The organism is Microbacterium sp. 69-7, assembly GCF_001897985.1.
Lineage (GTDB): Bacteria > Actinomycetota > Actinomycetes > Actinomycetales > Microbacteriaceae > Microbacterium > Microbacterium laevaniformans.
Genome location: NZ_MKRU01000092.1, coordinates 32,665 through 55,270, shown reverse-complemented (window position 1 = coordinate 55,270; position 22,606 = coordinate 32,665). Strand labels below are relative to the sequence as shown.

Genomic DNA, 22,606 nt, shown 5'->3' with positions numbered 1-22,606 from the left:
CGTGGACGGTGTCTCGCGGACCCGAGACGCGGGGCGGGGCGGCGCGGGGCGGGGCGGCGCGGATCGGGGGATGCCGAGGCTCAGGCGCCCCGCAGGCGCGAGCCGAGGTAGCCCACGAGCGCGTCGAGCGCGATGCGCTCCTGCGCCATCGTGTCGCGGTCGCGCACGGTCACGGCGCGGTCATCGAGCGAATCGAAGTCGACGGTGACGCAGAACGGGGTGCCGATCTCGTCCTGACGGCGGTAGCGACGGCCGATGGCGCCGGCGTCGTCGAAGTCGACGTTCCACCCCTGAGCCCGAAGATCGTCGGCGACCTCGCGTGCCAGCGGCGACAGGCGCTCGTTGCGCGACAGTGGCAGCACGGCCACCTTGACGGGCGCCAGGCGCGGGTCCAGCGCCAGCACCGTACGGGTGTCGGTGCCGCCCTTGGCGTTGGACACCTCCTCCTCGCGGTATGCGTCGACGAGGAAGGCCATCATGGCGCGGGTGAGGCCGAAGGACGGCTCGATGACGAAGGGCGTGTACTTCTCACCCGAGGCCTGGTCGAAGAAGGTGAGCGACTGGCCCGATGCGTCGGAGTGGCTCTTCAGGTCGTAGTCGGTGCGGTTGGCGACACCCATCAGCTCGCCCCACTCCTTGCCGGGGAAGCCGAAGCGGTACTCCACGTCGATCGTGCCGGCGGAGTAGTGCGCGCGGTCCTCCTCGGGAACGTCGAACCGCTTCATGTTCGCCGGGTCGACGCCCAGGTCGACGAACCAGTTCCAGCACGCCTCCACCCAGTGCTCGAACCACTCCTGCGCCTCGGCGGGCGGTGTGAAGTACTCGATCTCCATCTGCTCGAACTCGCGGGTGCGGAAGATGAAGTTGCCGGGGGTGATCTCGTTGCGGAAGGCCTTGCCGACCTGGCCCACACCGAACGGGGGCTTGCGGCGCGAGGCGGTGAGCACGTTCGAGAAGTTCACGAAGATGCCCTGCGCGGTCTCGGGGCGCAGGAAGTACAGACCCGACTCGTCATCCACGACGCCGAGGTAGGTCTTCACCAGCCCGGAGAACGCCTTCGGCTCGGTGTACTGGCCCTTGGTACCGCAATTGGGGCAGGGGATGTCGGCGAGGCCGTTCTCCGCCGGGCGGCCCTTGCGCGCCTCGAAGTCCTCGATGAGGTTGTCGGCGCGGAAGCGCTTGTGGCAGTGCAGGCACTCCACGAGGGGGTCGGTGAAGGTCGCGACGTGCCCGGAGGCCTCCCAGACGCGCTTGGGCAGGATGATGCTCGAGTCGAGGCCGACCATGTCGGCGCGTCCGCGCACGAACGTCTGCCACCACTGGCGACGGATGTTCTCCTTCAGCTCCGTGCCGAGGGGGCCGTAGTCCCAGGCCGACCGCGATCCGCCGTAGATCTCCCCGGCCTGGAAGACGAAACCCCGGTGACGGGCGAGGGCGATGACTTTGTCGAGGCGGGACTGCTCGGCCACAGGTGGCTCCAAATGGTCGTGTCGCGAATGCGAAAAGGGTGTGGATGCCGACAGTTCCGGCATCCGTCGATTCTAGTCTTCCGCTGCTGCGGCTTCCCGGCCGGCCCGTGACTAACGTGGAGCGGGTGAGCGCAGACCGCGAGATCCAGCACGTCATCGTCCCGGGGCGTCACCATCTGCTGACGAGGTTCCAGGCGGCCTACCTCGGCGAACTGCTCGCCGGCCGCGGGCGCGACGAGAACGGCGAGCCGATCGCGGTCGCCGACAGCGCCGTCGTCGTCTGGGCGGTCACGAGCGCGAACCACTCCGCGACGCGGCGCAACCCGTTCCCGGGACATCGGCGGGAGGCGGCGATCGAGATCCTCGCGCACGTCGAGCGGATGCCGTCGATCGTCGTGCCCGTCGTGGACATCGCGCCGACGCCCCGGTTCGCCGAGATCGCCCTCAAGGAGATCGGGTATGCGACCGCACAGGGGGTGATCCCCGCGCCCGAGACGGCGATCATCGCCACCTCGACGCCGCAGGTCGCCGACATGTACCGCGGCCTGGGGTATCGCATCGCGCCGATGGAGCGCGACCATTCCGACGCGCCGCGCACGCCCTGGCAGCTGCTCGACGAGCTCATGGCCGGCTCGGACGACTGGCGCGCCGACGCCCACCCGGCGAGCCTCGACATCGTCGACCGTTACGGCCTGGCGGCGCAGGCGCGCGAGATCGCGGCCGACCCCGTCATCGGCGACGAGGGCGGGCTCACCCCGACGCGCGACTACCGCACCTACAGCCGCGCGTTCGAGGATGCCGCGGAGCGCAAGTGGGCCCAGGCGCGCGCCTGGATCGTGCCCGGCCGCATCGTCGACCTGGGTTGCGCGACCGGCGCCATGCTCGAGCTCGCGTCGCGCGAACCGGCCCTGGCCGAGTCGGATCTCATCGGAGTCGAGATCGCCCCCGAACTGTTCGCGGCCTGCGAGCACAAGAAGTCCGAGGGCGCGTTCGCGAACCCGAACACGTTCTTCTACCGCCGCAACATCCTGGCCGGGCGCCTGTTCCCGGATCGCAGCATCGCCTCGACGCTCAGCTTCGCGCTGACGCACGAGATCTACTCCTACGGCGAGGGGATGCCGTCGCTGCGGGCCTTCGCGTCGGCGATCGCCGACCATACCGTGCCCGGTGGCGTGTGGATCAACTCCGATGTCTGCGGGCCGGCCGATCCCGATCGCATCGTGCGGCTGCGGATGCGGGGCGGCGACGTCACGACGCCCGCGCGCGAGCTGATGGGATCCAACGACGAGGTCGCGGCATCCCTCGAAGCGCTGCCGGTGGGCAGCCGGGTCGCCCAGTTCGCGCAGGACTTCCGCGCGCTCAGCGGCGCTGCGTGGGAGTACGAGGTGCGCGACGAGCGGACGATCGAGCTGCGTCTGGCGGATGCCATGGAGTTCCTCGAGACCGTCTCGTACACGCGCAACTGGCTGTCGGAGATGCACGAGCAGTTCTGCGCGCTGTCGTGGGCCGACTGGCGCGAGCTGGTCGCATCGGTCGGGCTCGAGATCGACGAGCGCTCGGGGCCCTGGCGCAACGACTGGCTCGTGGAGAATCGGTTCGCGCCCGCGGCATCCCTTCTCGGGCTCGACGACGAGCCGCTGGACTGGCCCGACACGCACATGCTGCTCGTCGCGCGCCGCCCGCTCGACGGCTGAGGCGCGCCGGGCGGGCGGGTCGTCCGCGTCGTGGATTCGGATCAGGTCAACAGAAGCGGATGCCGCGCGCGGCGGCATCCGCGTCCGTTCACACCCTCTGAATCCGTTGACCGGCCGTGCGGCGGCCCGGCCGCTCAGCGCTCGGGGCGGGTGAAGGGCGGCTGCAGCTGACCGACCGGTCCGCGACGGAACAGCTGGGCGGGGCGCCCGCCGTCGCGCGCCATACCCCCGGTCGGCTCGACGAAGCCCGCGGCGCCGGTGATCTTGCGGTGGAAGTTGCGCGGGTCGACGGGCACTCCCCAGACCGCTTCGTAGACCGCGCGCAGCTGCGCGATCGTGAACTCGGGCGGGCAGAAAGCCATCGCGAGCGCGGAGTACTCGAGCTTCGCGCGCGCCCGCTCGAGGGCGTCGGCGAAGATCGCGACGTGGTCGAAGGCCAGCGGCAGCGCGCCGCTCTCGACCTCCGCGACGGGCCACCACCGGGCCGAGCGTGCGTCCGATCCCGCCGCGGGCTCGCCCAGGTCGGGCGCGAGGGCGAGCCAGGCGACCGTCACGACACGTCCGCGCGGGTCGCGGTCGGGCGCGCTGTAGGTGCGCACCTGCTCGAGGTGCACCCCGGCCGTCACCCCCGTCTCCTCGGCGAGCTCGCGGTACGCGGTGGCCTCGGCATCCTCGTCGGGCAGCACGAAGCCGCCCGGCAGCGCCCACATGCCCGCCGCCGGCGCGATGCCGCGCTCGACGAGGAGGACGTGGAGCGCACGGTCGCGGATGGTCAGCACGACGAGGTCGGCCGCGACCGCGAAGGAGAAGGGGTCCACGCGCCCAGATTACCTCAAATCGTCACCTTGACGATAACTACCTACCGGAGTTATCGTCAAAGTGACACTAAAGAGAGAAAGAGGACATCATGGCCACCATCACCCGCCGCCCGTTCGTCCGCCACCTGAGCACGACGCCCACGATGCACGTCACCCACTTCCGTCGCGGCGGCATCCGCCACGCCGGCGCAGGACAGGCGTTCTGGTTCCGCCCCCTGGATGCCGCGATCAGCGAGGTGCCGCTCGACGACCGCGAGCTGTCGGTCGTCGTGAGCCTGCGCACCGCCGACCTGCAGCAGCTGTCGGCTCCGGTCACGGCGACGTATCGCATCGTCGATCCCGACCTCGCCGCGCGCCGCATCGACTTCTCCATCGATCTGGGCACCGGCACGTGGACCGAGCAGCCGCTCGACGCGATCGCCGCACCCCTGCACGGCGCGACGACCGCCGCCGTCGTGCACCTGCTGCAGCCGCGCACCCTCGACAACGCCCTGCGTGCCGACCTCGCCGAGCTGGGCGCCGCCGCCACCGCCATGCTGGCCGCCGACGCGCGCCTGACCGACCTCGGCATCGCCATCGTCGGGGTGCGGTTCTCACTGCTGCGCGCCGAGCCCGACGTCGAGCGCGCCCTGCAGACCCCCGCCCGCGAGACGATCCAGCAGGATGCCGACAAGGCCACCTTCGCCCGCCGCGCCCTCGCGGTCGAGCGCGAGGCCGCGATCGGCGAGAACGAGCTGTCCAACCAGGTCGAGCTCGCCCGCCGGCAGGAGGAGCTCGTCCAAGCGCGGGGACGCAACTCCCGCATCGAGGCGGAGCAGGCGGCCGCCGCTGCCGCGATCGCCGTGGATGCCGAGGCCGAGCGCATCCGCACGAACGCACAGGCCCGGGCCGACGCCGACCGTGCGCTCGGCGAGGCGGCCGGCGCGGCCGAGCAGGCCCGAATGGCGGCCCTGCGCGACGTGCCCGTCGAGGTACTGACCGCCCTGGCGATGCGCGAGCTGGCGGGCAACCTGCCCAGCATGGACCACCTGACCGTCACGCCCGACCTGCTCACCGACCTCGTGGGACGCCTCGGCGGCCGGGCCGCCGCGCAGACCGCGACACCGACGGGACACTGAGATGACCACCCCTCGAGCCGTCATCGTGCATCGGGCGAGCGAGCTCACCGAACTGCTCGCCCGGCACGGCACGCGCGGCCAGGTCTCCTTCTTCCTCGATCAGCGAGGCCAGAGCCTCGCCGCCGTCGAAGAGCGGCACGAGCGCACCCGCGCCGCCCTGGCCGACGTGTCCGCGGGGCTGCCGGTCGATTGGCGGCGAGCCACGGTCGAACGCAGCGACCTCGCCCGCTTCGTCTTCGAACCCGACGACGTCGTGCTCGTCGTCGGACAGGACGGGCTCGTCGCCAACGCCGCGAAGTATCTCGGCATCCAACCCGTCATCGGCATCGACCCGCTGCCCGGCGTCAATGCCGGGGTGCTCGTGCCGCACACCCCCGCGGCAGGAGTCGCCCTCGCCGCAGCCGCGCAGGCGGGAACCGCGCCGATCTGCGAGCGCACGATGGTGCAGGTGCGCACCGACGACGGTCAGTCGCTCACGGCGCTGAACGAGGTCATGATCGGCCAGACCGGCCACCAGTCGGCGCGCTACACGCTCGAGGTCGGCGGTCGCCGGGAGCGACAGTCCTCGTCGGGCGTGATCGTCGGCACCGGCACGGGAGCGACGGGATGGTGCTCCTCGATCGCACGTGTGCAGGCACCCGGGATGCCGCTGCCCACCGCCACCGAGAGCGCACTCGCCTGGTTCGTCCGGGAGCCGTGGCCGTCGCCGAGCACGGGCGCAGACCTGTTCGCGGGTCGACTCGACGGCGGGCAGGTGACCCTCCGCGTCGAGTCGGACGTGCTCGTCGCGTTCGGCGATGGGATGGAGGACGACCGCCTGTCGCTGTCGTGGGGTCAGCGCGTGAGCGTGGGGGTCGCCGACCGGACGCTGCGCACCGTCATGGCGTAGCCGCGTCAGCGGGCCCGCACGGACCGCTTCGGCTCGGGGACGAACAGCGTCTCGCTCTGCTCCAGCGCCATGCCCTTCGTCTCGGGGATCTTCCACAGCACGAAGACGAACGACAGCGCCGCGAACACGGCGTACATGCCGTACGTGAACGGAAGCGAGAAGGCCGCAAGCTGGGGGAAGGTCCAGGACACGAGGAAGTTCGCGATCCACTGGGCACTCGCCGCGACACCGAGGGCCTTGCCGCGGATGCGGCTGGAGAAGATCTCCCCGAGCAGCACCCAGACGATGGGGCCCCAGGAGGCGCCGAACCCGACGACGAACAGGTTCGCCGCCACCAGCGCGATCGGACCCCACGCCCCCGGGAGGGTCACCTCGCCGTCCACCGTCTGTGCGAACGCGAAGGCCAGCGCCATCGCGCCCAGCGACAGGGTCATCATCAGCGAGCCGGTCATCAGAATCGGCTTGCGCCCGACGCGGTCGACGAGGAAGATCGCGACGAGCGTCACCAGCACGTTCGTCACGGAGGTGAGGACGCTGATCAGCAGCGAGTTGCTCTCATCGAATCCGACCGCACGCCACAGCGTCGTCGAGTAGTAGAAGATGACGTTGATGCCGACGAGCTGCTGGAAGGCCGACAGCAGGATGCCGATCCAGACGACGGGCTGCAGTCCCAGCGCCTTTCCGCGCAGAGAGGCGCTCCGGTTCTTGCGGTCGTCTTCGATGCTACTGATCAGCTCGTTCATCGTCTTGTCGAGGTCGGCGGCGGGAACGAGTCGCTCGAAGATCGCGCGCGCCTCGTCGTTGCGTCCCTTGGCGAGCAGGAATCGCGGAGACTCCGGCATCGTCAGCGCCAGGATGCCGTAGACGGCGGCCGGCGCGACGCCGATGAGGAACATCCACCGCCACGCTTCGAGGCCCCACCACAGCACGTTGTCGGCGCTGCCGGCGGCATCGGCGAGCACCGCGTTGCTCAGCAATGCGGTGAAGATGCCGATCGTGATCGCGAGCTGCTGCAGAGAGGCGAGACTGCCGCGCACCTGACGCGGTGCGACCTCGGCGATGTAGGCGGGAGCGACGACCGACGCGATGCCGATGCCGATACCGCCCAGGACGCGCCAGACGATGAGGTCGGGAACGCTGAAGGTCAGCGCCGAGCCGATCGAGCTCGCGAGGAACATGGCGGAGCCGAGGAGCATGACGCGCAGCCGGCCCCAGCGATCGGAGAGGGCTCCGGCGATGATCGCCCCGAGCGCGCAGCCGAGCAGGGCGACGGCGACGACGAACCCGGTGAGCAGGGCGTCCTTCGTGTACGTGGACTCAATCGAGGAGACCGCTCCGTTGATGACCGAGGAGTCGAAGCCGAACAGGAACCCGCCCACCGCGGCGGCGACCGACAGTGCCGCGGCCCTTCGCCCATACGGGCTCCTCATCGAGAACGTGCCGGCGGGGAGCGAGTCGGTCGAGGTCACTCGGAAGACAATAGCCCCGCCGGGAGCGACAGGGGCCGCCCTCGCCGGCGGAGCCCTGCGCGTGGTAAGGACCGTCAGGGAACGCGCTGGAACAGGCCGTCCAGTAGCGACTGGTAGTACGTCGGGGTGACGGAGATGGGCCCGGAATAGGGGCGGTCGAAGCCCGCGATGGCGTAGAGCAGCAGCGCGACGAAGACGGCGATGAGCCCCGCCATGATGAGGTGGATGCGGAGGTTTCGCACCTGGATGAGCGAGAGCAGGATCGCGTTCAGCAGCGCCCCCACCCAGAGCACCGTCCACAGGATGCTCGGCAGGCCGAGATCCGTCACCTCGATCCGCTCGCGCCGCTGTCCGACGAACGCCTCGAAGGACTGCAGTGTCTGCGCCTGTACGTTGATCTCCCGAGCGTCGGTGGGGACGAACCCGGGCTCGGGAGGCACGACAAGCCGACGAAGCCGACGCAGAAGACCGTCATCCCCAGCCACAGGGGCGCGTCCATCAAGTCGACGATCATGAGCCCGCGGGCCTGCGCTCAGACCGCCGTCAGCTGACGAACGAGATCGAAAGGGGGTAGGTGTACCACTCCCCCTTGTTCGCCTTCACGGCGGCGATGATCGAGAAGACGATGTTCACCACGTACACGGCGAGCAGGATGAGCAGCCCGATGCCGATGATGGAGAGCACCGTGCCGACGAGGGACGCGATCAGCATCGTGAGCTGGAAGTTCAGCGCGGCGGCCGTGTGCGCCCGCACGAACGGGCCGCGGTCCTTCAGCACGAGGTAGCCGATCAGCGACGGCAGGAAGTAGAAGATGCCGCCGACGTGGACCAGGGTCGCCCACGTCTTCTCGTCGGACGGATTCATCTGCTGCGGGCCGGAGGGGACCGCGGGCTGCGGGTACTGCGGAGTCGTCATGCGACCAGCGTAGGGGGCGCGTGTCCGGCACACCGAGGGGGTTATCCCGAGATCCGCCGAATCCTCGGCATCCGGCGGCATCGTTCGATACGGTCGAAGGACATCGGCAATACACAGGAAGTGGGTTCGTAACGTGGAGATTCTTGCCGCTGGGGGCGCACTGGTGATCGTCGGCATCGCCGTCGTCGCCGCGATCGTCCTCCTGGTTTTCCTGCTGATCATGGTGCGCGCGTGGTACAAAGTCGCCAAGGCCGACCAGGCGCTCGTGGTGGTCGGCAAGAGCCAGAAGAACGCCAGCGGCGAGTCGTCGCGCATCTCGGTGATCACCGGCGGCGGCGCCCTCGTCAACCCGCTCACACAGCGCGCCGAGATGATCTCGCTGCGCGCCCGCCAGATCAAGATGGAGCCGACGGCGCAGGCCTCCAACGGAGTGACCGTCAACGTCTCGGGCGTCGCGCTGGTCAAGATCGGCTCCGACCCCGAGTTCGTCCGCCGCGCGGCGGAGCGCTTCCTCTCGCAGGACGGCGCGATCGAGCAGTTCACGACCGAGCAGCTCGAAGGCGCCCTGCGCGGCGTCGTGGCGACCCTGACGGTCGAGCAGCTGATGAAGGATCGGCAGAAGCTGTCCGACCAGATCGCCGAGGGCATCAAGAGCGACCTGCTCGCCCAGGGACTCATCCTCGACTCGTTCCAGATCCAGGGCGTCACCGACAAGAACGGCTACATCGACGCCCTCGGCGCGACCGAGGTCGAGCGCGTGCGCCGAGAGGCCGAGGTCGCCCGTATCAACGCCGCCCGCGAGGTTCGCGCCCGACAGATCGCGACCGACGAGGCGAACCTCGTCGAGCAGACCGCGTTCGACAAGAACTCCGCCGCCGCGGCGGCCGAAGTCGGTCGCGCCCGCGCCGAGGCCGAGCAGGCCGAAGCGCTCGCGCGTGCAGAGCGTGAGCAGGCCGTGCTGCTGCAGGGAGCCGAGAACAAGCAGGCCCAACTGGATGCCGACATCAAGAAGGTCGCCGACGCCTCCCTCTACGAGCGCCAGCGCGCGGCGGACGCCGCCGCGTACGGCGAGGTCAAGGCCGCCGAGGCGCGCGCGCAGATCGCAGCGCAGGAGGCGGAGGCCACCCGGCTTCGCGCCGAGGCCGAGGCCGACGCGGTGCGGCTCGTGGGCGAGGCGCGGGCGGCGGCCATCGAGGCCGAGGCCGAAGCCCTCTCCAAGAACCAGGAGGCTCTGCTCGCGCAGCGCGCGCTCGAGGCGCTCGTGCCGATGATGACCGAGTTCGCGCGCGGGTTCGACAAGGTCGGCTCGATCACCGTGCTCGGCGGCGAGGGGGCGTCCAGTCACATGGCCGCCGAATCGGCCTCGAGCATGCGGGCCAGCTTCGACGCGATCCAGGCGGCGACCGGCATCGACCTGCGGCAGGTCATCCAGGGGCAGGCGACTGGCCGCGGGATGGCCCAGGGGCTGCGCGAAGAGCCGCCGGTCACGACCGAGAGCTGACGCGTTTCGACTCCTCGCTGCGCTCGTCGCTCAACGACCGGGCACGCCTCCCGCCCGGTCAGCGGCGCAGCTCGACCCGCGCGACGGTCGCGTCTTCGAGCGCGACGGGATCGATCTCGACGCCGATGCCGGGCGCGGTCGGCACGCGGACGTGCCCGTCTTCCAACACGATCGGCTCGCGCACGATGTCGCGGGCGTAGAAGCGGTCGGATGCCGAGACGTCGCCGGGCAGCGTGAATCCGGGGAGCGCGGCCAGCGCCGCGTTGGCCGCGCGGCCGATGCCGGTCTCCAGCATCCCTCCGCACCAGACAGGCACCACCCCCGCCTCGCGACACAGATCGTGCACACGCACGGCCTCGAGGTAACCGCCGACGCGGCCCGCCTTGATGTTGATGATGGCGGCGGCGCGCAGGGCGAGCGCGTCGCGCGCCGCCTTGGCCGACACGATCGACTCGTCGAGGCAGATCGGCGTGCGAAGACGCGCGGCGAGCGCGGCATGGTCGACGATGTCGTCCTCCTGCAGGGGCTGCTCGATCAGCAGGAGGTCGAAGCGGTCCAGCTCGGCGAGGGTGTCGGCGTCCGCGAGCGTGTAGGCGGAGTTCGCGTCGACCTGCAGGGGAATCGCCCCGAACGCGTCACGCACCGCGGCGGTGTCGGCGACGTCGCGCCCGGGCTTGATCTTGATCTTGATGCGCACGTAGCCCTGGTCCACGTAGCCGGCGACGGCGTCGACGAGGGCCGACGGGTCGCGTTGGATGCCGACCGACACCCCGCTCGGCACGCGGTCGACCGTGGCGCCGAGGTACTCCCCCAACGCGCGGCCCTCCGCGCGGAGGGCGGCGTCGAGGACGGCGAGTTCGAGCCCCGCCTTGACCATGCGGTGCCCGACGAACGGCTCGAGCACGCCCGCCACCTCTTCGGGCGCGAGAGCGTGCGCCGCGGCATCCAGAAGCGCGGGCGCGAGGAAGCGCTGGGCGACGTCCCACGCGCCCTGCGTGTATTCGCTGGAGTAGAGGGGGGACTGCTGGGTGACGATCTCTCCCCACCCGTCGCCGTCGGCGGTGCGAACGCGCACCACGATGACCTCCCGCACGGTCTCGGTGCCGAACGAGGTCGCGAACGGCGAGACGAGCGGCAGATGGAGCACGCGAAGCTCGACCGCGTCGAGGCGCACGGGAGCGGCGGGGCGGGCGATCGGCATGGGCTCAGGCTACGCCGCGCGCCGCGCGCGCACCGGGCCGATGTGCGCCGCGTCGCTCCCCGCAGCGGTGAGTCCGCAGCGCCGCGAAGCGCGGGGCGACGTAGGTGCTGCGGCGCGGTGCCCGCGGCAGCTATGACGCGGGTTCGCGAAATCAGTCGTCGACGACGGTGACGGTGACCTCGATGTTGCCGCGGGTGGCGTTCGAGTAGGGGCACACCTGGTGGGCGGCGTCGGCGAGCTGCTGCGCGACGGCGAGGTCGATCTCGGGGATGTTGACCTCGAGCGCGACGGCCAGCTGGAACCCGCCCTGGCCGTTCGGGCCGATCTTGACCTGCGAGCCGACACTGGAGCCCGCGATCGCGACCTTCTGCGCACGCGCGACGGCCTGCAGCGCGCCGTGGAAGCACGCGGCGTAGCCCGCGGCGAAGAGGAGCTCGGGGTTCGGGGCGCCGCCGGCGCCACCCATCTCCTTGGGGACGCGCACGTCGACGTCGAGGATGCCGTCGGTCGTGCGGACGTGGCCGTCGCGGCCGCCACCGGTCGCAAGGGCTTCAGCGGTGTAGAGGGTTTCCATGGGTGTTCCTTTCGTGGAGGTCAGAGGGTCGCGCCAGCGGCCATCGGTCAGGCAGCGGTGCGCAGATCGGAGGCGACCGCGCGCATGTTGGCCGTGATGGCGGCGAGCTGTTCGAGCAGCTCACCGAGCCCGCGACCGCTGTCGACGAAGGCCGGGACGAGGCAGCCGGCCGCGGCGACGACCTCGGCGTGCGTGTCCCGGCCGGCGACCGTGAGCTCGACGCGAACGACCCGCTCGTCGTCGGCGTCACGGCGACGGCTCACGAGACCGCGCTCCTCCAGCCGGCGCAGCAGCGGCGACAGGGTGCCGGAGTCGAGGCCCAGTTCCTCGCCGAGGCCGCTGACGGTGCGCTCGCCCGTGGCGAGTACGACCATCGCGAGGTACTGCGGGTAGGTGAGCTTCCAGGGCTTGAGCAGCTCGCGGTAGGCCTGCGTCGTCGCGTGCGAGGCGGTGTACATCGCGAAGCAGACGAACTCGTCGAGCGTGGCGGGAGCGGGCATGAGGGAAGCATTGCACACAATTGAATTGTGCACAATGTTTCCCGCAAGGGCGGCGTCAGCGCGACAGGGTGAACCCGTCCGGGTCGCCCGGCCGGGGCGGTCGCAGCTGCGGGGGCAACGGCCACGGCAGCACGATGCCCTCGTGCGGCCTGCTCATGTCGCCGTAGTCGTCGACCTTCACGACGATCCGCGCCGGCGTCACCTCGACGAGCCGGACCCGCACCGGCGTGCCCTCGCCGCGCTCGAGCATCCAAGGCTCGGCAAGGAAAGCGAGGCCGCGCTGCTCGAGCGCCTCCTCGGCATCCAGCCACTCGACGGATGCCGCGACCACCCGCCCCAGCACGTCGATCGCCGTCCACGCGTCGCCGTCGGGGCGGATCCACCCCAACCGCTCGCCGTCGTCGCGACGGTGGGGAGTCCAATCGTCGGCAACGGCGCCGCCCCCGCTCACGACGCCACCCCGGAGCGAACGAAGAGGTAGCCGCGCTCGTCGAACCCGGCCACCGCGAAGCCGTCCTCGGTGAGCCCGAGGAACGCCTCCCGCACGCGGTACCGCCAGTCCAGCGCTTCGCCCGGGGCATCTCGGCGGAGCCGTTCGATGTCGGCGGGAACCTCCACGGTGGTGACGATGTCGCGCTCGGGCGGCGGGGCGGCGGGCGCATCCAGGTCCCAGACGGCGAAGATGCGGTCGCTCTCGTCACCGCGGTTCACGCCGTCGTCCATCGCGCCGTAGTGATCCACGTAGTACTCCCCCACCCGCGCGCCGAGCACACGAAGGTTGAAGGAGGCGTTGCGGGCGACGAGCGGGTCGAACGTCCACGTGATCCGGTGGACGCCGCGCGCCAGAGCCCACTCGCGCTGGTGCTGCTTCAGCAGCCGTCCGAGTCCCCGCCCGCGATGATCGCCGACGATGCCGGTGATGTGCGAGTGCAGCGAACGGTCGTCGGGGGCGGCGAAGAAGCCGACCGACGCGCCGATCATGCGCTCCGCCGAGGGATCACCCTCCGTCGGCACGGCATAGAGCCCGACGGCGTAATTGCCGACGTGCGCGAGCGCACGCAGGAGGTTCGGCGGCATGCCCGTGCGGTCACCGCCCCACACCTCGCTGAGCACGGCGGATGCCGCCGCGATCTGCTCCATCGTGCGAAGGGGCCGGATGCGAAACCCGTCGAGGGTCCGGCTGTCGAGGTCCGCCATGCCGTCACCCTATGCCGGAGCCACCGCATCAGGCGGCCGATAGCCTGAAAGGATGCCCGCTGATGACGATGCCCGACGACGATTGACCCGGATGCCGCCGCAGGGCGCGATCGTCGCCGTACTGGCGCTGGCCGGGCTCGCGTCGTCATTCATGTTCACGCTCGTCGTTCCCATTCAGACGCGCCTGCCCGATCTGCTGCACGCGAACCGGGACGACACGGCATGGGTGGTCACCGCGACGCTGCTCGCGGCCGCCGTCATCACGCCCATCGCCGGACGCCTGGGCGACATGTACGGCAAGCGGCGCATCGTCCTGGTGCTGTTGGCGACGCTGGTGGTCGGGTCGGTGGTCGCCGCCGTGTCGACCGGACTGATCTGGCTGATCGTCGGCCGCGCCCTACAGGGCGCGGTGACGGGTGTGATCCCCCTGGGGATATCCATCCTGCGCGATGTGCTCCACGAAGACCGGATCGACCCGGCCATCGCCCTCATCAGTGCGACTCTCGGCGTCGGAGGCGCGCTCGGGCTTCCCATCAGTGCGCTGGTGACGGAGAACGCCGACTGGCACGCGCTGTTCTGGACGGCCGCGGTCCTCGGCGCCGTCGTGTTCGTCCTCGTCCTTCTCGTCGTCCCCGTGAGCGTCCTGCGCACCGCGGGCCGCTTCGACTACGCCGGTGCGCTCGGGCTGGCGGTGGGGCTTCTCGGCATCCTGCTGGCGATCTCGCGCGGCGACGCCTGGGGCTGGGGGTCGGCAGCGACGCTCGGCTGCGGCGTCGGCGGGGTGGCGGTGCTGCTCGTGTGGGGATGGTACGAGCTGCGCATCCCGGAGCCTCTGCTGGACCTGCGGGTCGCCGCCCGACGCCCCGTCCTGCTCACCAACATCGCCTCGGTTGCGATGGGCTTCTCGCTCTTCTCGTCCAACGTCTCCTACCCGCAACTGCTGGAGCTGCCCGCGCCGACCGGGTTCGGGCTCACCCTGCTGGCGGCGAGCCTCGTGATCATGCCCTCCGGCCTGGTGATGATGGTGCTCTCCCCGTTCTCCGGACGCCTCGCGAGCACCGTCGGCCCGCGCCGCCTGCTCATCCTGGGCGCGATCGCCCTCATCGCGGCGTACGGCTTCAGCCTCCTTCTCGCGTCCGCCGTCTGGCACATCCTCATCGCGAACCTCCTGATCGGCGTGGGGATCGGCTTCGGCTACGCGGCCATGCCCATGCTCATCATGCGCTCGGTCCCCCAGAGCGAGACGGGCGCCTCGAACGGCCTGAACGCCCTCTTCCGCTCACTCGGGACGAGTTCGGCGGCGGCGGTGGTCGGCGCCGTGCTCGCGAGCATGTCGAGCGTGCAGGACGGACGCACCGTTCCCACGGCAGCCGCCTTCCAGGTGTCGTTCTGGCTGGGACTGGTCGCGGCGGTGATCGCACTCACGGTCGCCGCCTTCATCCCGCTGCGCCCCGCCGCCGAGCACCACCCGGCGCTGCCGAACGGTCACTAGCGGCGCGCGGGCGCCGCCCGGTTTCACCCGGCGTCACACGGCCGTCACGCATGCCCGGCGCGCCGTATCCTGACGACGGCTCGAAAACCGGAAGCCTCCGCCTTGAGCAGCCCGCGACCGTCGCCGCTGCAAGAGCCTTCTGACACTCGCCCGCGTCGCGGGCCATCGTCCTCAGGAGGAGAACCATGTCCGTCGCCACCACCACCTCCGGCAGCCTGCCGCGCACCGCCGCCCTCATCGAGGCGAACGCCGCCCGCAGCCTCGCCGACGACGGCTTCACGCTGCTGTCGACACCCGAGTTCGAGACGCTCACGGCCCAGGCCGTCGCCGACGTCGTCGAGCGCCAGCGGGCCGCTGGCGTCACCCTGGTCGGCGACGGCGAGTTCGGCAAGGCCATGTCGAACGCCGTCGACTACGGTGCCTGGTGGTCGTACTCGTTCCAGCGGGTGAGCGGCCTGTCGCTCACCGAGATCAACGCCTTCAACGAGCCGCCGGTGCGCTCGGAGCCCGGCGCGATCCGCCTGACGAGCTTCCTCGATCGCCGCGACCGCCAGCGGTTCCCCGTCGTGTACGCCGAGGCCGTGGAGGCCGGACGCACCGCGACCGCCTTCCCCACGACCACCGGACCGCTCGCGTACCGGGGTCAGGATGCCGTGGCCTCCGACATCCGCCACCTCACCGCGGCGCTGCGACCGGGCGAACAGGGCTTCCTCACCGCGATCGCACCCGGATCCGCGGCACGCGTGCGCAACGACTACTACGCCACTGACGAGGAGCACATCTTCGCATGGGCCGACGCGCTGCGCGAGGAGTACCGCGCGATCGTCGAGGCGGGTCTCATCCTGCAGCTCGACGACCCCTCGCTCGCCGAGAACTTCGACCAGATCTCCCCGGAGCCCTCGATCGCCGACTATCAGGCGTTCACGAAGATCCGCATCGACGCGATCAACCACGCCATCGCGGGGCTTCCCAAGGAGCAGGTGCGTCTGCACCTGTGCTGGGGGTCGTGGCACGGCCCCCACACCACCGACATCGAACTGAAGGACATCCTCCCCGTCGTGCTGCAGGCGAACGTCGGCTCGATCTCGTTCGAGGCCGGCAACGTGCGCCACGAGCACGAGTTCGGCGCCTGGGCGGATGCCGCCGTGCCCGACGACCTGGTCCTGGTGCCCGGCGTCGTCAGCCACGCGACGAACGTCGTGGAGCACCCCGAGCTGGTCGCGCAGCGCATCCGCCGGTTCACCGACATCGTCGGCGCCGACCGCGTCATCGCCTCGACGGACTGCGGCCTCGGCGGCCGCATCCACCCCGACATCGCCTGGGCGAAGCTCGAGACGCTCGGCGAGGGCGCCCGCCGCGCGTGACTGCCGCCAGCGGCGACGGCACGGGCATCCCTGTGAACCCGGTCGGGACAAGCGCGCCCATCCGGCAGAATCGATCCATGGCTCCCGTGCACGATCCCCACCTTCCCGCCGACCATGCCTGCCTCATCGTGCACGGCAGCGACAAGCCCGGCATCGTCGCCGCCGTGTCGGCGATGATCACCCGCATCGGCGGCAACATCGTGGCGTTCGACCAGTTCTCCGACGACCACCGCGGCGGGGCGTACTTCCAGCGCGTGGTGTTCCACCGCCCCGACTTCGCGCTCGAACGCCCCGCGATCGAGATCGACATCGCCCGCACCCTCGCCGACTTCGAGCTGGAGTGGTCGCTGACCGACCAGTCGGTGCCCAAGCGCATGGCGATCCTCGCGTCGAAGCAGGACCATTGCCTCCTCGACCTGCTGTGGCGCCACCGGCGCGGCGACCTGCCGGTCACCATCCCGATGGTCATCTCGAACCACACCACGACGGCCGAAGACGTCCGCAGCTTCGGCGTGCCGTTCTTCCATGTGCCCTCGGTCGCGGGTCCCGACAAATCGGCGTCGGAGGAAGAGATCCTGAAGCTGCTCGTCGGCAACGTCGACTTCGTCGTGCTGGCGCGCTACATGCAGATCCTCTCGCCCGAGTTCCTCGAACGCCTCGGCGTGCCCGTGATCAACATCCACCACTCGTTCCTGCCCGCCTTCATCGGCGCCGAGCCCTACAAGAAGGCCAAGGAGCGCGGCGTGAAGCTCATCGGCGCGACCTCGCACTACGTGACGGGCGACCTCGACGAGGGTCCCATCATCGAGCAGGACACCGTGCGGGTCACCCATGCCGAGTCATCCGCCGAGCTCGCCCGGCGCGGCGCCGACGTCGAGCGTCAAGTTCTCTCCCGCGCGGTGCTGTGGCACGCGCAGGATCGCGTCATCCGTCACGGCAACCACACGATCGTCTTCTGACGTCTGCCGAGCGGGCGTCAGTACACGTACTCCATGAGGTCCAGCCCGAGGGCGCGGAAGGCCTCGTGCGCGCGCAGCCGGTGCGCCACAGACAGGTCGTCGAAGCACACGATGAGGGCGTAGGCGGCACCGGCGCGCGGGCCCGCGATCACTCCGGCCTCGGCGCGGATGCCGTCGCCGCGACCGGTCTTGTTGACGAAGAGCAGACCGTGGCGGTCGTCATCGTGCGCGAAGGGGTCCAGCGCGGTGCTCGCCGCGACGAGCGCCAGATCCTGGTTGAGGCTGAGCCACTCCGACACCTGCGCGCTCACCGCCGGGGAGACGACCTGAGCGTTGACGAGCCCCGCGAACAGCGTGACCAGCTCCCCCGTCGACGCGAGACCGACGTGCGGTGCGTCGTCGGGCCCGCGCTCGTCTCGGAAACCGTCGATGAGCGCGGTCTTCACGAGACCGATCTCCTCGACCCGCGCGCGGACGGTCTCCAGCCCCACGCGCTCCAGCAGCGCATTGGCGGCGGCGGCGTCGGATGCCGCCGCGGCGAGCACCGCCAGATCGCGCACCGGAAGCGCGGGAGCCGCCAACCGATGCCAGAGGCCCCCGACGGTGACCGGCGCCACCGAGCTGCGTTCGATGATCTGCAGGGGATCGAGGGTGCCCGCGTCGATCTGCGCCGCGACCTCGATCAGCAGCGGAACGACGCCGATGCCGGCGACGGGCAGCACGAGGTGGGCGTCACCCGCGAGCACCGTCTCGCCCGAGTCCAGATCCGTGACGCACACCGACACCTGCGCCCCTGCCGCGGCGACGGCGTCCAGTGCGGCGAGCGCGGTGGCGAACGAACGCGAACGGCCGGGCGAGCGTCGCGGCGAACGCCGGGTCGACGCCCGCTCTCCGCGCGCTTCGCCGCGCAGCTGCGCGCGCACCTCACCTCGACGTGTCGACGATGCCCGACCTGCACTGTCCACGCGAGATGCTCCGTCCTCGATGTTCTCGCCGGCGCCGGCGTCGTGACCCTGGCGCCGGGCCGACGATCGCCGGCCCGGCGACGCCGTGGTCACCAGATGGTGACGCGCTGGTCGGCGTCGAGCCACAGCGCGTCGGTCTCGGTGACGTCGAACGCACGGTAGAACTCGTCGACGTTGCGAACGATCTGGTTGCAGCGGAACTCGTTGGGCGAGTGCGGGTCGATCGTCAGCAGGCGGATCGTCTCGGCCTCGCGACCCTTCTGCTGCCAGATCTGCGCCCAGCTGAGCAGCAGCCGCTGAATGCCGGTGTAGCCGTCGATCACAGGACCATCGGCATCCTCGTCGGTCGTGTCGGCGCCGAGCGAGAGGCGGTAGGCCTTGATCGCGATGCCGAGCCCGCCGAGGTCTCCGATGTTCTCGCCGATCGTGAGAGCGCCGTTGACGTGGTGCTCCGCGGCGAGGCCCTGCGGCACGAGTGCGTCGTACTGGGCGATGAGGGCGCCGGTGAGCTGCTCGAAGGCGGCGCGGTCGTCATCCGTCCACCAGTCGCGAAGGGCACCGGCGCCGTCGAAGGCCGACCCCTGGTCGTCGAAGCCGTGGCCGATCTCGTGGCCGATCACGGCGCCGATGCCGCCATAGTTGGCCGCGGCATCCCGGTCCAGCTCGAAGAACGGGTACTGCAGGATCGCGGCCGGGAACACGATCTCGTTCATCAGCGGGTTGTAATACGCATTGACCGTCTGGGGTGTCATGTACCACTCGTCGCGGTCGATGGGGGCGCCGAGCTTCGCGATCTGCCGTTCGTGCTCCCACGCGTTCGCGCGGCGCACGTTGCCGATCAGATCGGCGCCATCGACCTCGAGCGCGGAGTAGTCCTTCCACGTCACGGGGTAGCCGACCTTCGGCGTGAACGCGTCGAGCTTCTCGAGGGCACGGCCGCGGGTCTCCGGGGTCATCCACTCGAGGGTCTCGATCGAACGCCGATAGGCCTCGATGAGGTTCGCGACGAGCTCGTCCATCGCCTCTTTGGCTGCGGGCGGGAAGTGGCGCTCGACGTAGACCTTGCCCACGGCTTCACCCATCGCCGCCTCGACGAAGCTGACGCCGCGCTTCCAGCGCTCGCGGTTGACAGGAACGCCCGTGAGCTCGGTGCCGTAGAACGCGAAGTTCGCGTCGACGAAGTCCGACGACAGGAACGCCGCCGAGGCGCGCACGATGTGCAGCCGCAGCCACGCCTTCCAGTCCTCGAGGCGATCCTCGACGAGCAGCGAACCCAGGCCCTCGAAGTAGCTGGGCTCGTTCACGTTGATCTCGGCGAAGCCGTCGCGGCGTCCAGGGGCGACCGCATCCAGCCACGGTGCGAGGTCGACGCCGACGAGCCGCTGCACGTCATCCCACGTCATGAGGTTGTACGTGGCGACGGCGTCGCGCGTGCGCACGTTGTCCCAGTGGTGGGTCGCCAGCTCGGTCTCCAGCGCCAGCACGCGGTCGGCCTGCCGCCCGGCATCCTCACCCTGCGCACCCACGCCTGCGAGACCGAGGACCGTCTGCACGTACTCACGGAAGGCGATGCGGGTCTTGTCGAAGTTGTCGAGGCGGTAGTAGCTCTCATCCGGCAGCGACAGACCGGACTGCACGAAGAACGCGACGTAGCGCTCGGGGTTTCCCGGGTCGGGCTCGATGTAGACGCCGATCATGCTGCCGACGCCCTCCCGCTCCATCTCGCCGACCGTGCGCAGCAGCGCCGGAATGGAGTCGATGGCGTCCACGCGGGCCAACTGGGCCGCGAGGGGCTCGGCCCCGAGCCGCTCGATCCGCTCGGTGTCCATGAAGCTGGCGAACAGGTCACCGATCTTGCGCGCCTCGGTGCCCGGCTCGGCCGTGGTCGACTCCTCGATGATGGCCCGCACATCCTTCTCGGCCTGCTCGGCGATCAGGTGGAACGACCCCCACCGGGCCTTGTCGTCCGGGATCTCGGTGGCCTCCAGCCAGGCGCCGTTCACGTGACGGAACAGGTCGTCCTGAGGACGGATGCCGGGACTCAACGCGGACAGCTCGATACCCGAGCGAAGGGTGGGGGCGGTCATGCCGTACAGGATACGCGCCGGTCCTGTCCGCGCGATCCGTGTTCACCCGCCGTTCGCCCGCCCCCCGGTCGTTGAGCGAGACACCTCCCCCGGTCGTTGAGCGAGGAGCACCGCGACGAGTCGAAACGCCCCACCCCGACCGACGCGCCGCGTCGGCGCCCGCCCGTAGGCTCGACGCATGGCCACGCCGACTCTCAACCGTGAGATCCTGCGGTTGGCGGTGCCGGCGCTCGGCGCGCTGGTCGCCGAGCCACTGTTCCTCATCGTCGACGCGGCCCTCGTCGGCCACCTCGGGGTCGTGCCGCTCGCGGGCCTCGGGATCGCGTCGGCCGTGCTCCAGACGATCGTCGGACTCATGGTCTTCCTCGCCTACTCGACCACACCCGCGGTGGCGCGTCGCTTCGGCGCCGGTGATCATGCCGACGCGGTGCGCGCCGGCGTCGACGGCCTCTGGCTGGCTCTCGGTCTGGGCGTCGTGCTCGCGATCGCCGGATCGCTGGCGACACCCGCGCTCGTGTCGCTGTTCGGCGCGGCGCCCGATGTCTCCCACCAGGCGCTCATCTACCTGCAGCTGTCGATGTGGGGCCTTCCCGCCATGCTCATCGTGTTCGCGGCGACGGGCCTGCTGCGCGGCATGCAGGACACCGTCACGCCGCTGTGGATCGCGGGCAGCGGCTTCGCCCTGAACGCGGCGCTGAACGCACTGTTCATCTACGGGCTCGGCTGGGGCATCGCCGGCTCGGCGGCCGGGACCGTTGCGGCGCAGTGGGGCATGGTCGGCGCCTACGCGGTCGTGATCGGCCGGCTGGCGCAGCGCCACTCGGCATCCCTGCGTCCGCAGCGCGACGGACTGCGCGGATCCGCCGCGTCGGGAGGCTGGCTGTTCCTGCGCACCGTGTGGTTGCGCGCGGCGTTCCTCGCGACCGTCTTCGCGGCGACCGCTCTCGGCACCGACGAGCTGGCCGGATGGCAGGTCGCGTTCACGATCTTCTCGACCGCCGCCTTCGCGCTCGATGCGTTGGCGATCGCCGCCCAAGCGCTCATCGGTCGGGGCCTCGGAGCCGGCGATGAGTCGTTCGTCCGTCGTGTACTCGGCCGCACCGTCGCGTGGGGGGTGTGGTTCGGCGTGATCGTGGGCGCTGCGATCGCGGCGCTGTCGGGCGGGATCGGACTCGTGTTCACCGGGTCACCCGAGGTCGCCGCGCTCGTACAGCCCGCGCTTCTCGTGCTCGCGGCCGCGCAGCCGGTGTGCGGTGTGGTCTTCGTGCTCGACGGCGTGCTGATGGGAGCCGGCGACGTGCGCTACCTCGCGGCGGCGGGCGGCCTCAACCTCGTCCCGTACCTGCCGGCCCTCGCGGTGCTGTGGCTCGCGCGTCCGACCGGGGCCATCGGCCTGATGTGGCTCGCCGTCTGCTTCTTCGGGGTCTACATGCTGGCGCGGCTCGCGACGCTCGCCTGGCGCGTGCGGCGGCCGGAGTGGGTCACCGCCCGGGCGTGAGCGGCCGGGGTGTCACGCCCAGCGGCGACACCACTCGTACATCACGACCGCGGCCGCCGCGCTCGCGTTGATCGAGCGGGTCGAGCCGTACTGGGTGATCTCGACGACGGCGGATGCCGCGGCGACCGCCTCGGCGGACAGACCCGGTCCCTCCTGGCCGAACAGCAGGACGCACCGCTGAGGGAGCTCGGCGCGGTCGACCGGCACCGACCCGTCGACGTTGTCGACGGCGATCACGGAAATCTCGGCGTCCTCGGCCCAGGCGGTGAACGCGGCGACATCTTCGTGGTGCCGCACGTGCTGGTATCGGTCGGTCACCATCGCGCCGCGACGGTTCCACCGCCGCTTGCCGATGATGTGCACCTCCGCGGCGCCGAACGCGTTGGCGCTGCGGACGATCGAGCCGATGTTCATGTCGTGCTGCCAGTTCTCGATGGCGACGTGAAACGGATGCCGGTGCTCATCGAGGTCGGCCACGATCGCGGCCATCGTCCAGTAGCGGTAGCGGTCGACGACGTTGCGGCGATCACCGTCGGCGAGTAGGTCGCGGTCGTAGCGGGGATCGTCGGGCCACGCGTCGGGTCCCCCCGGCCACGGCCCGACCCCGACGGGCAACTGAGGCTCGAGCTCGGCACTGTCCGGGGCGGCCGCATCCGGCGGCAGCACGGGCTCGGTCATCGCTCCAGGCTACCGATGACCTCGCCGGCTCGCCTTCCGTATTCAGTCCGCACGGATGCGCCACGGGCGATCGGTCCGTTCGTTCTGCGACCTCGTCGCACTGCCGGACCACGCGGGACTGAATACGGAACACGTCCGCGTGGGGCCGCCTCGGCCGCGCGCCAGGACGAGGCGTCGATGTGGAGGAGTTCGGGCCACGTGCTCGACATTTCGGTCAC

General features: G+C 70.6%; 21 protein-coding genes. 8 read left to right on the top strand and 13 right to left on the bottom strand.

Annotated features, from left to right (window positions below):
• Positions 1–80 precede the first annotated feature (80 nt).
• Entirely contained in the window at positions 81–1,469 is a 1,389-nt protein-coding gene (locus BGN98_RS10775) for a glycine--tRNA ligase (RefSeq protein ID WP_288121379.1), read from the bottom strand.
• A 44-nt stretch (positions 1,470–1,513) separates the two neighbouring features.
• On the opposite strand from BGN98_RS10775, the gene BGN98_RS10770 reads away from it, so the two are divergent.
• Entirely contained in the window at positions 1,514–3,163 is a 1,650-nt protein-coding gene (locus BGN98_RS10770) for a class I SAM-dependent methyltransferase (RefSeq protein ID WP_288121378.1), read from the top strand.
• Between the two features lie 134 nt (positions 3,164–3,297).
• On the opposite strand, the gene BGN98_RS10765 is transcribed toward BGN98_RS10770, so the two are convergent.
• Positions 3,298–3,981, bottom strand: a complete 684-nt coding sequence (locus tag BGN98_RS10765; RefSeq protein WP_204947872.1) for an NUDIX hydrolase — start codon at positions 3,979–3,981, stop codon at positions 3,298–3,300.
• 89 nt (positions 3,982–4,070) lie between these two features.
• On the opposite strand from BGN98_RS10765, the gene BGN98_RS10760 reads away from it, so the two are divergent.
• A complete protein-coding gene (locus BGN98_RS10760) occupies positions 4,071–5,099 on the top strand; it encodes an SPFH domain-containing protein (RefSeq protein ID WP_288121377.1) in 1,029 nt (342 codons plus the stop codon).
• A 1-nt stretch (position 5,100) separates the two neighbouring features.
• Positions 5,101–5,988 carry an NAD(+)/NADH kinase gene (locus BGN98_RS10755; RefSeq protein WP_288121376.1) on the top strand — a complete coding sequence of 296 codons (888 nt, stop codon included), beginning with the start codon at positions 5,101–5,103 and terminating at the stop codon, positions 5,986–5,988.
• A gap of 5 nt (positions 5,989–5,993) precedes the next feature.
• Here the strand turns inward: BGN98_RS10755 and BGN98_RS10750 are convergent, their stop codons facing one another.
• From BGN98_RS10750 to BGN98_RS10740, 3 genes are all read right to left on the bottom strand, one after another.
• Positions 5,994–7,418: a sugar porter family MFS transporter gene (locus BGN98_RS10750; protein ID WP_502687835.1), complete on the bottom strand. Its 1,425-nt coding sequence runs from the start codon at positions 7,416–7,418 to the stop codon at positions 5,994–5,996.
• Between the two features lie 113 nt (positions 7,419–7,531).
• Positions 7,532–7,942, bottom strand: a complete 411-nt coding sequence (locus BGN98_RS10745; protein WP_204947876.1) for a bestrophin-like domain — start codon at positions 7,940–7,942, stop codon at positions 7,532–7,534.
• 58 nt (positions 7,943–8,000) lie between these two features.
• Positions 8,001–8,372: a DUF4870 domain-containing protein gene (locus BGN98_RS10740; protein ID WP_502687830.1), complete on the bottom strand. Its 372-nt coding sequence runs from the start codon at positions 8,370–8,372 to the stop codon at positions 8,001–8,003.
• A gap of 163 nt (positions 8,373–8,535) precedes the next feature.
• Here BGN98_RS10740 and BGN98_RS10735 point away from each other — a divergent pair, with 163 nt between their 5' ends.
• Complete coding sequence (locus BGN98_RS10735) at positions 8,536–9,873, top strand: SPFH domain-containing protein (protein ID WP_502687834.1); 1,338 nt, start codon at positions 8,536–8,538, stop codon at positions 9,871–9,873.
• 58 nt (positions 9,874–9,931) lie between these two features.
• On the opposite strand, the gene menC is transcribed toward BGN98_RS10735, so the two are convergent.
• From menC to BGN98_RS10710, 5 genes are all read right to left on the bottom strand, one after another.
• A complete protein-coding gene (gene menC / locus BGN98_RS10730; RefSeq protein WP_288121373.1) occupies positions 9,932–11,074 on the bottom strand; it encodes an o-succinylbenzoate synthase in 1,143 nt (380 codons plus the stop codon).
• Between the two features lie 151 nt (positions 11,075–11,225).
• Positions 11,226–11,648, bottom strand: coding sequence for an organic hydroperoxide resistance protein (locus tag BGN98_RS10725; protein ID WP_288121372.1), 423 nt, complete (start codon positions 11,646–11,648; stop codon positions 11,226–11,228).
• Positions 11,649–11,695: 47 nt separating this feature from the next.
• Complete coding sequence (locus BGN98_RS10720; protein WP_288121371.1) at positions 11,696–12,148, bottom strand: MarR family winged helix-turn-helix transcriptional regulator; 453 nt, start codon at positions 12,146–12,148, stop codon at positions 11,696–11,698.
• Between the two features lie 55 nt (positions 12,149–12,203).
• Positions 12,204–12,599: a hypothetical protein gene (locus tag BGN98_RS10715; protein WP_005047920.1), complete on the bottom strand. Its 396-nt coding sequence runs from the start codon at positions 12,597–12,599 to the stop codon at positions 12,204–12,206.
• The gene (locus BGN98_RS10710; protein WP_061683515.1) at positions 12,596–13,345 is read right to left on the bottom strand and encodes a GNAT family N-acetyltransferase; all 750 of its coding nucleotides are present in this window, start codon (positions 13,343–13,345) and stop codon (positions 12,596–12,598) included. The genes BGN98_RS10715 and BGN98_RS10710 overlap by 4 nt, the downstream gene beginning before the upstream one ends.
• A gap of 91 nt (positions 13,346–13,436) precedes the next feature.
• Between BGN98_RS10710 and BGN98_RS10705 the strand changes: the two genes are divergently transcribed.
• The 3 genes from BGN98_RS10705 (at position 13,437) to purU (ending at position 17,160) form a co-directional block, all read left to right on the top strand.
• On the top strand, positions 13,437–14,837 hold the full coding sequence (locus BGN98_RS10705) for an MFS transporter (protein WP_288121421.1): 1,401 nt from the start codon (positions 13,437–13,439) through the stop codon (positions 14,835–14,837).
• A 185-nt stretch (positions 14,838–15,022) separates the two neighbouring features.
• Positions 15,023–16,201 carry a cobalamin-independent methionine synthase II family protein gene (locus BGN98_RS10700; RefSeq protein WP_036285717.1) on the top strand — a complete coding sequence of 393 codons (1,179 nt, stop codon included), beginning with the start codon at positions 15,023–15,025 and terminating at the stop codon, positions 16,199–16,201.
• Between the two features lie 77 nt (positions 16,202–16,278).
• On the top strand, positions 16,279–17,160 hold the full coding sequence (gene purU / locus BGN98_RS10695) for a formyltetrahydrofolate deformylase (RefSeq protein ID WP_036285719.1): 882 nt from the start codon (positions 16,279–16,281) through the stop codon (positions 17,158–17,160).
• Between the two features lie 17 nt (positions 17,161–17,177).
• Here purU and BGN98_RS10690 read toward each other — a convergent pair whose 3' ends face one another.
• On the bottom strand, positions 17,178–18,125 hold the full coding sequence (locus BGN98_RS10690; RefSeq protein ID WP_082230710.1) for a serine hydrolase: 948 nt from the start codon (positions 18,123–18,125) through the stop codon (positions 17,178–17,180).
• A gap of 89 nt (positions 18,126–18,214) precedes the next feature.
• On the bottom strand, positions 18,215–20,212 hold the full coding sequence (locus tag BGN98_RS10685) for a M13 family metallopeptidase (RefSeq protein WP_288121370.1): 1,998 nt from the start codon (positions 20,210–20,212) through the stop codon (positions 18,215–18,217).
• Between the two features lie 178 nt (positions 20,213–20,390).
• Between BGN98_RS10685 and BGN98_RS10680 the strand changes: the two genes are divergently transcribed.
• Positions 20,391–21,710, top strand: coding sequence for an MATE family efflux transporter (locus tag BGN98_RS10680; protein ID WP_288121369.1), 1,320 nt, complete (start codon positions 20,391–20,393; stop codon positions 21,708–21,710).
• Between the two features lie 12 nt (positions 21,711–21,722).
• Here the strand turns inward: BGN98_RS10680 and BGN98_RS10675 are convergent, their stop codons facing one another.
• Positions 21,723–22,388, bottom strand: a complete 666-nt coding sequence (locus BGN98_RS10675; protein ID WP_204947884.1) for a TrmH family RNA methyltransferase — start codon at positions 22,386–22,388, stop codon at positions 21,723–21,725.
• Positions 22,389–22,606 lie beyond the last annotated feature (218 nt).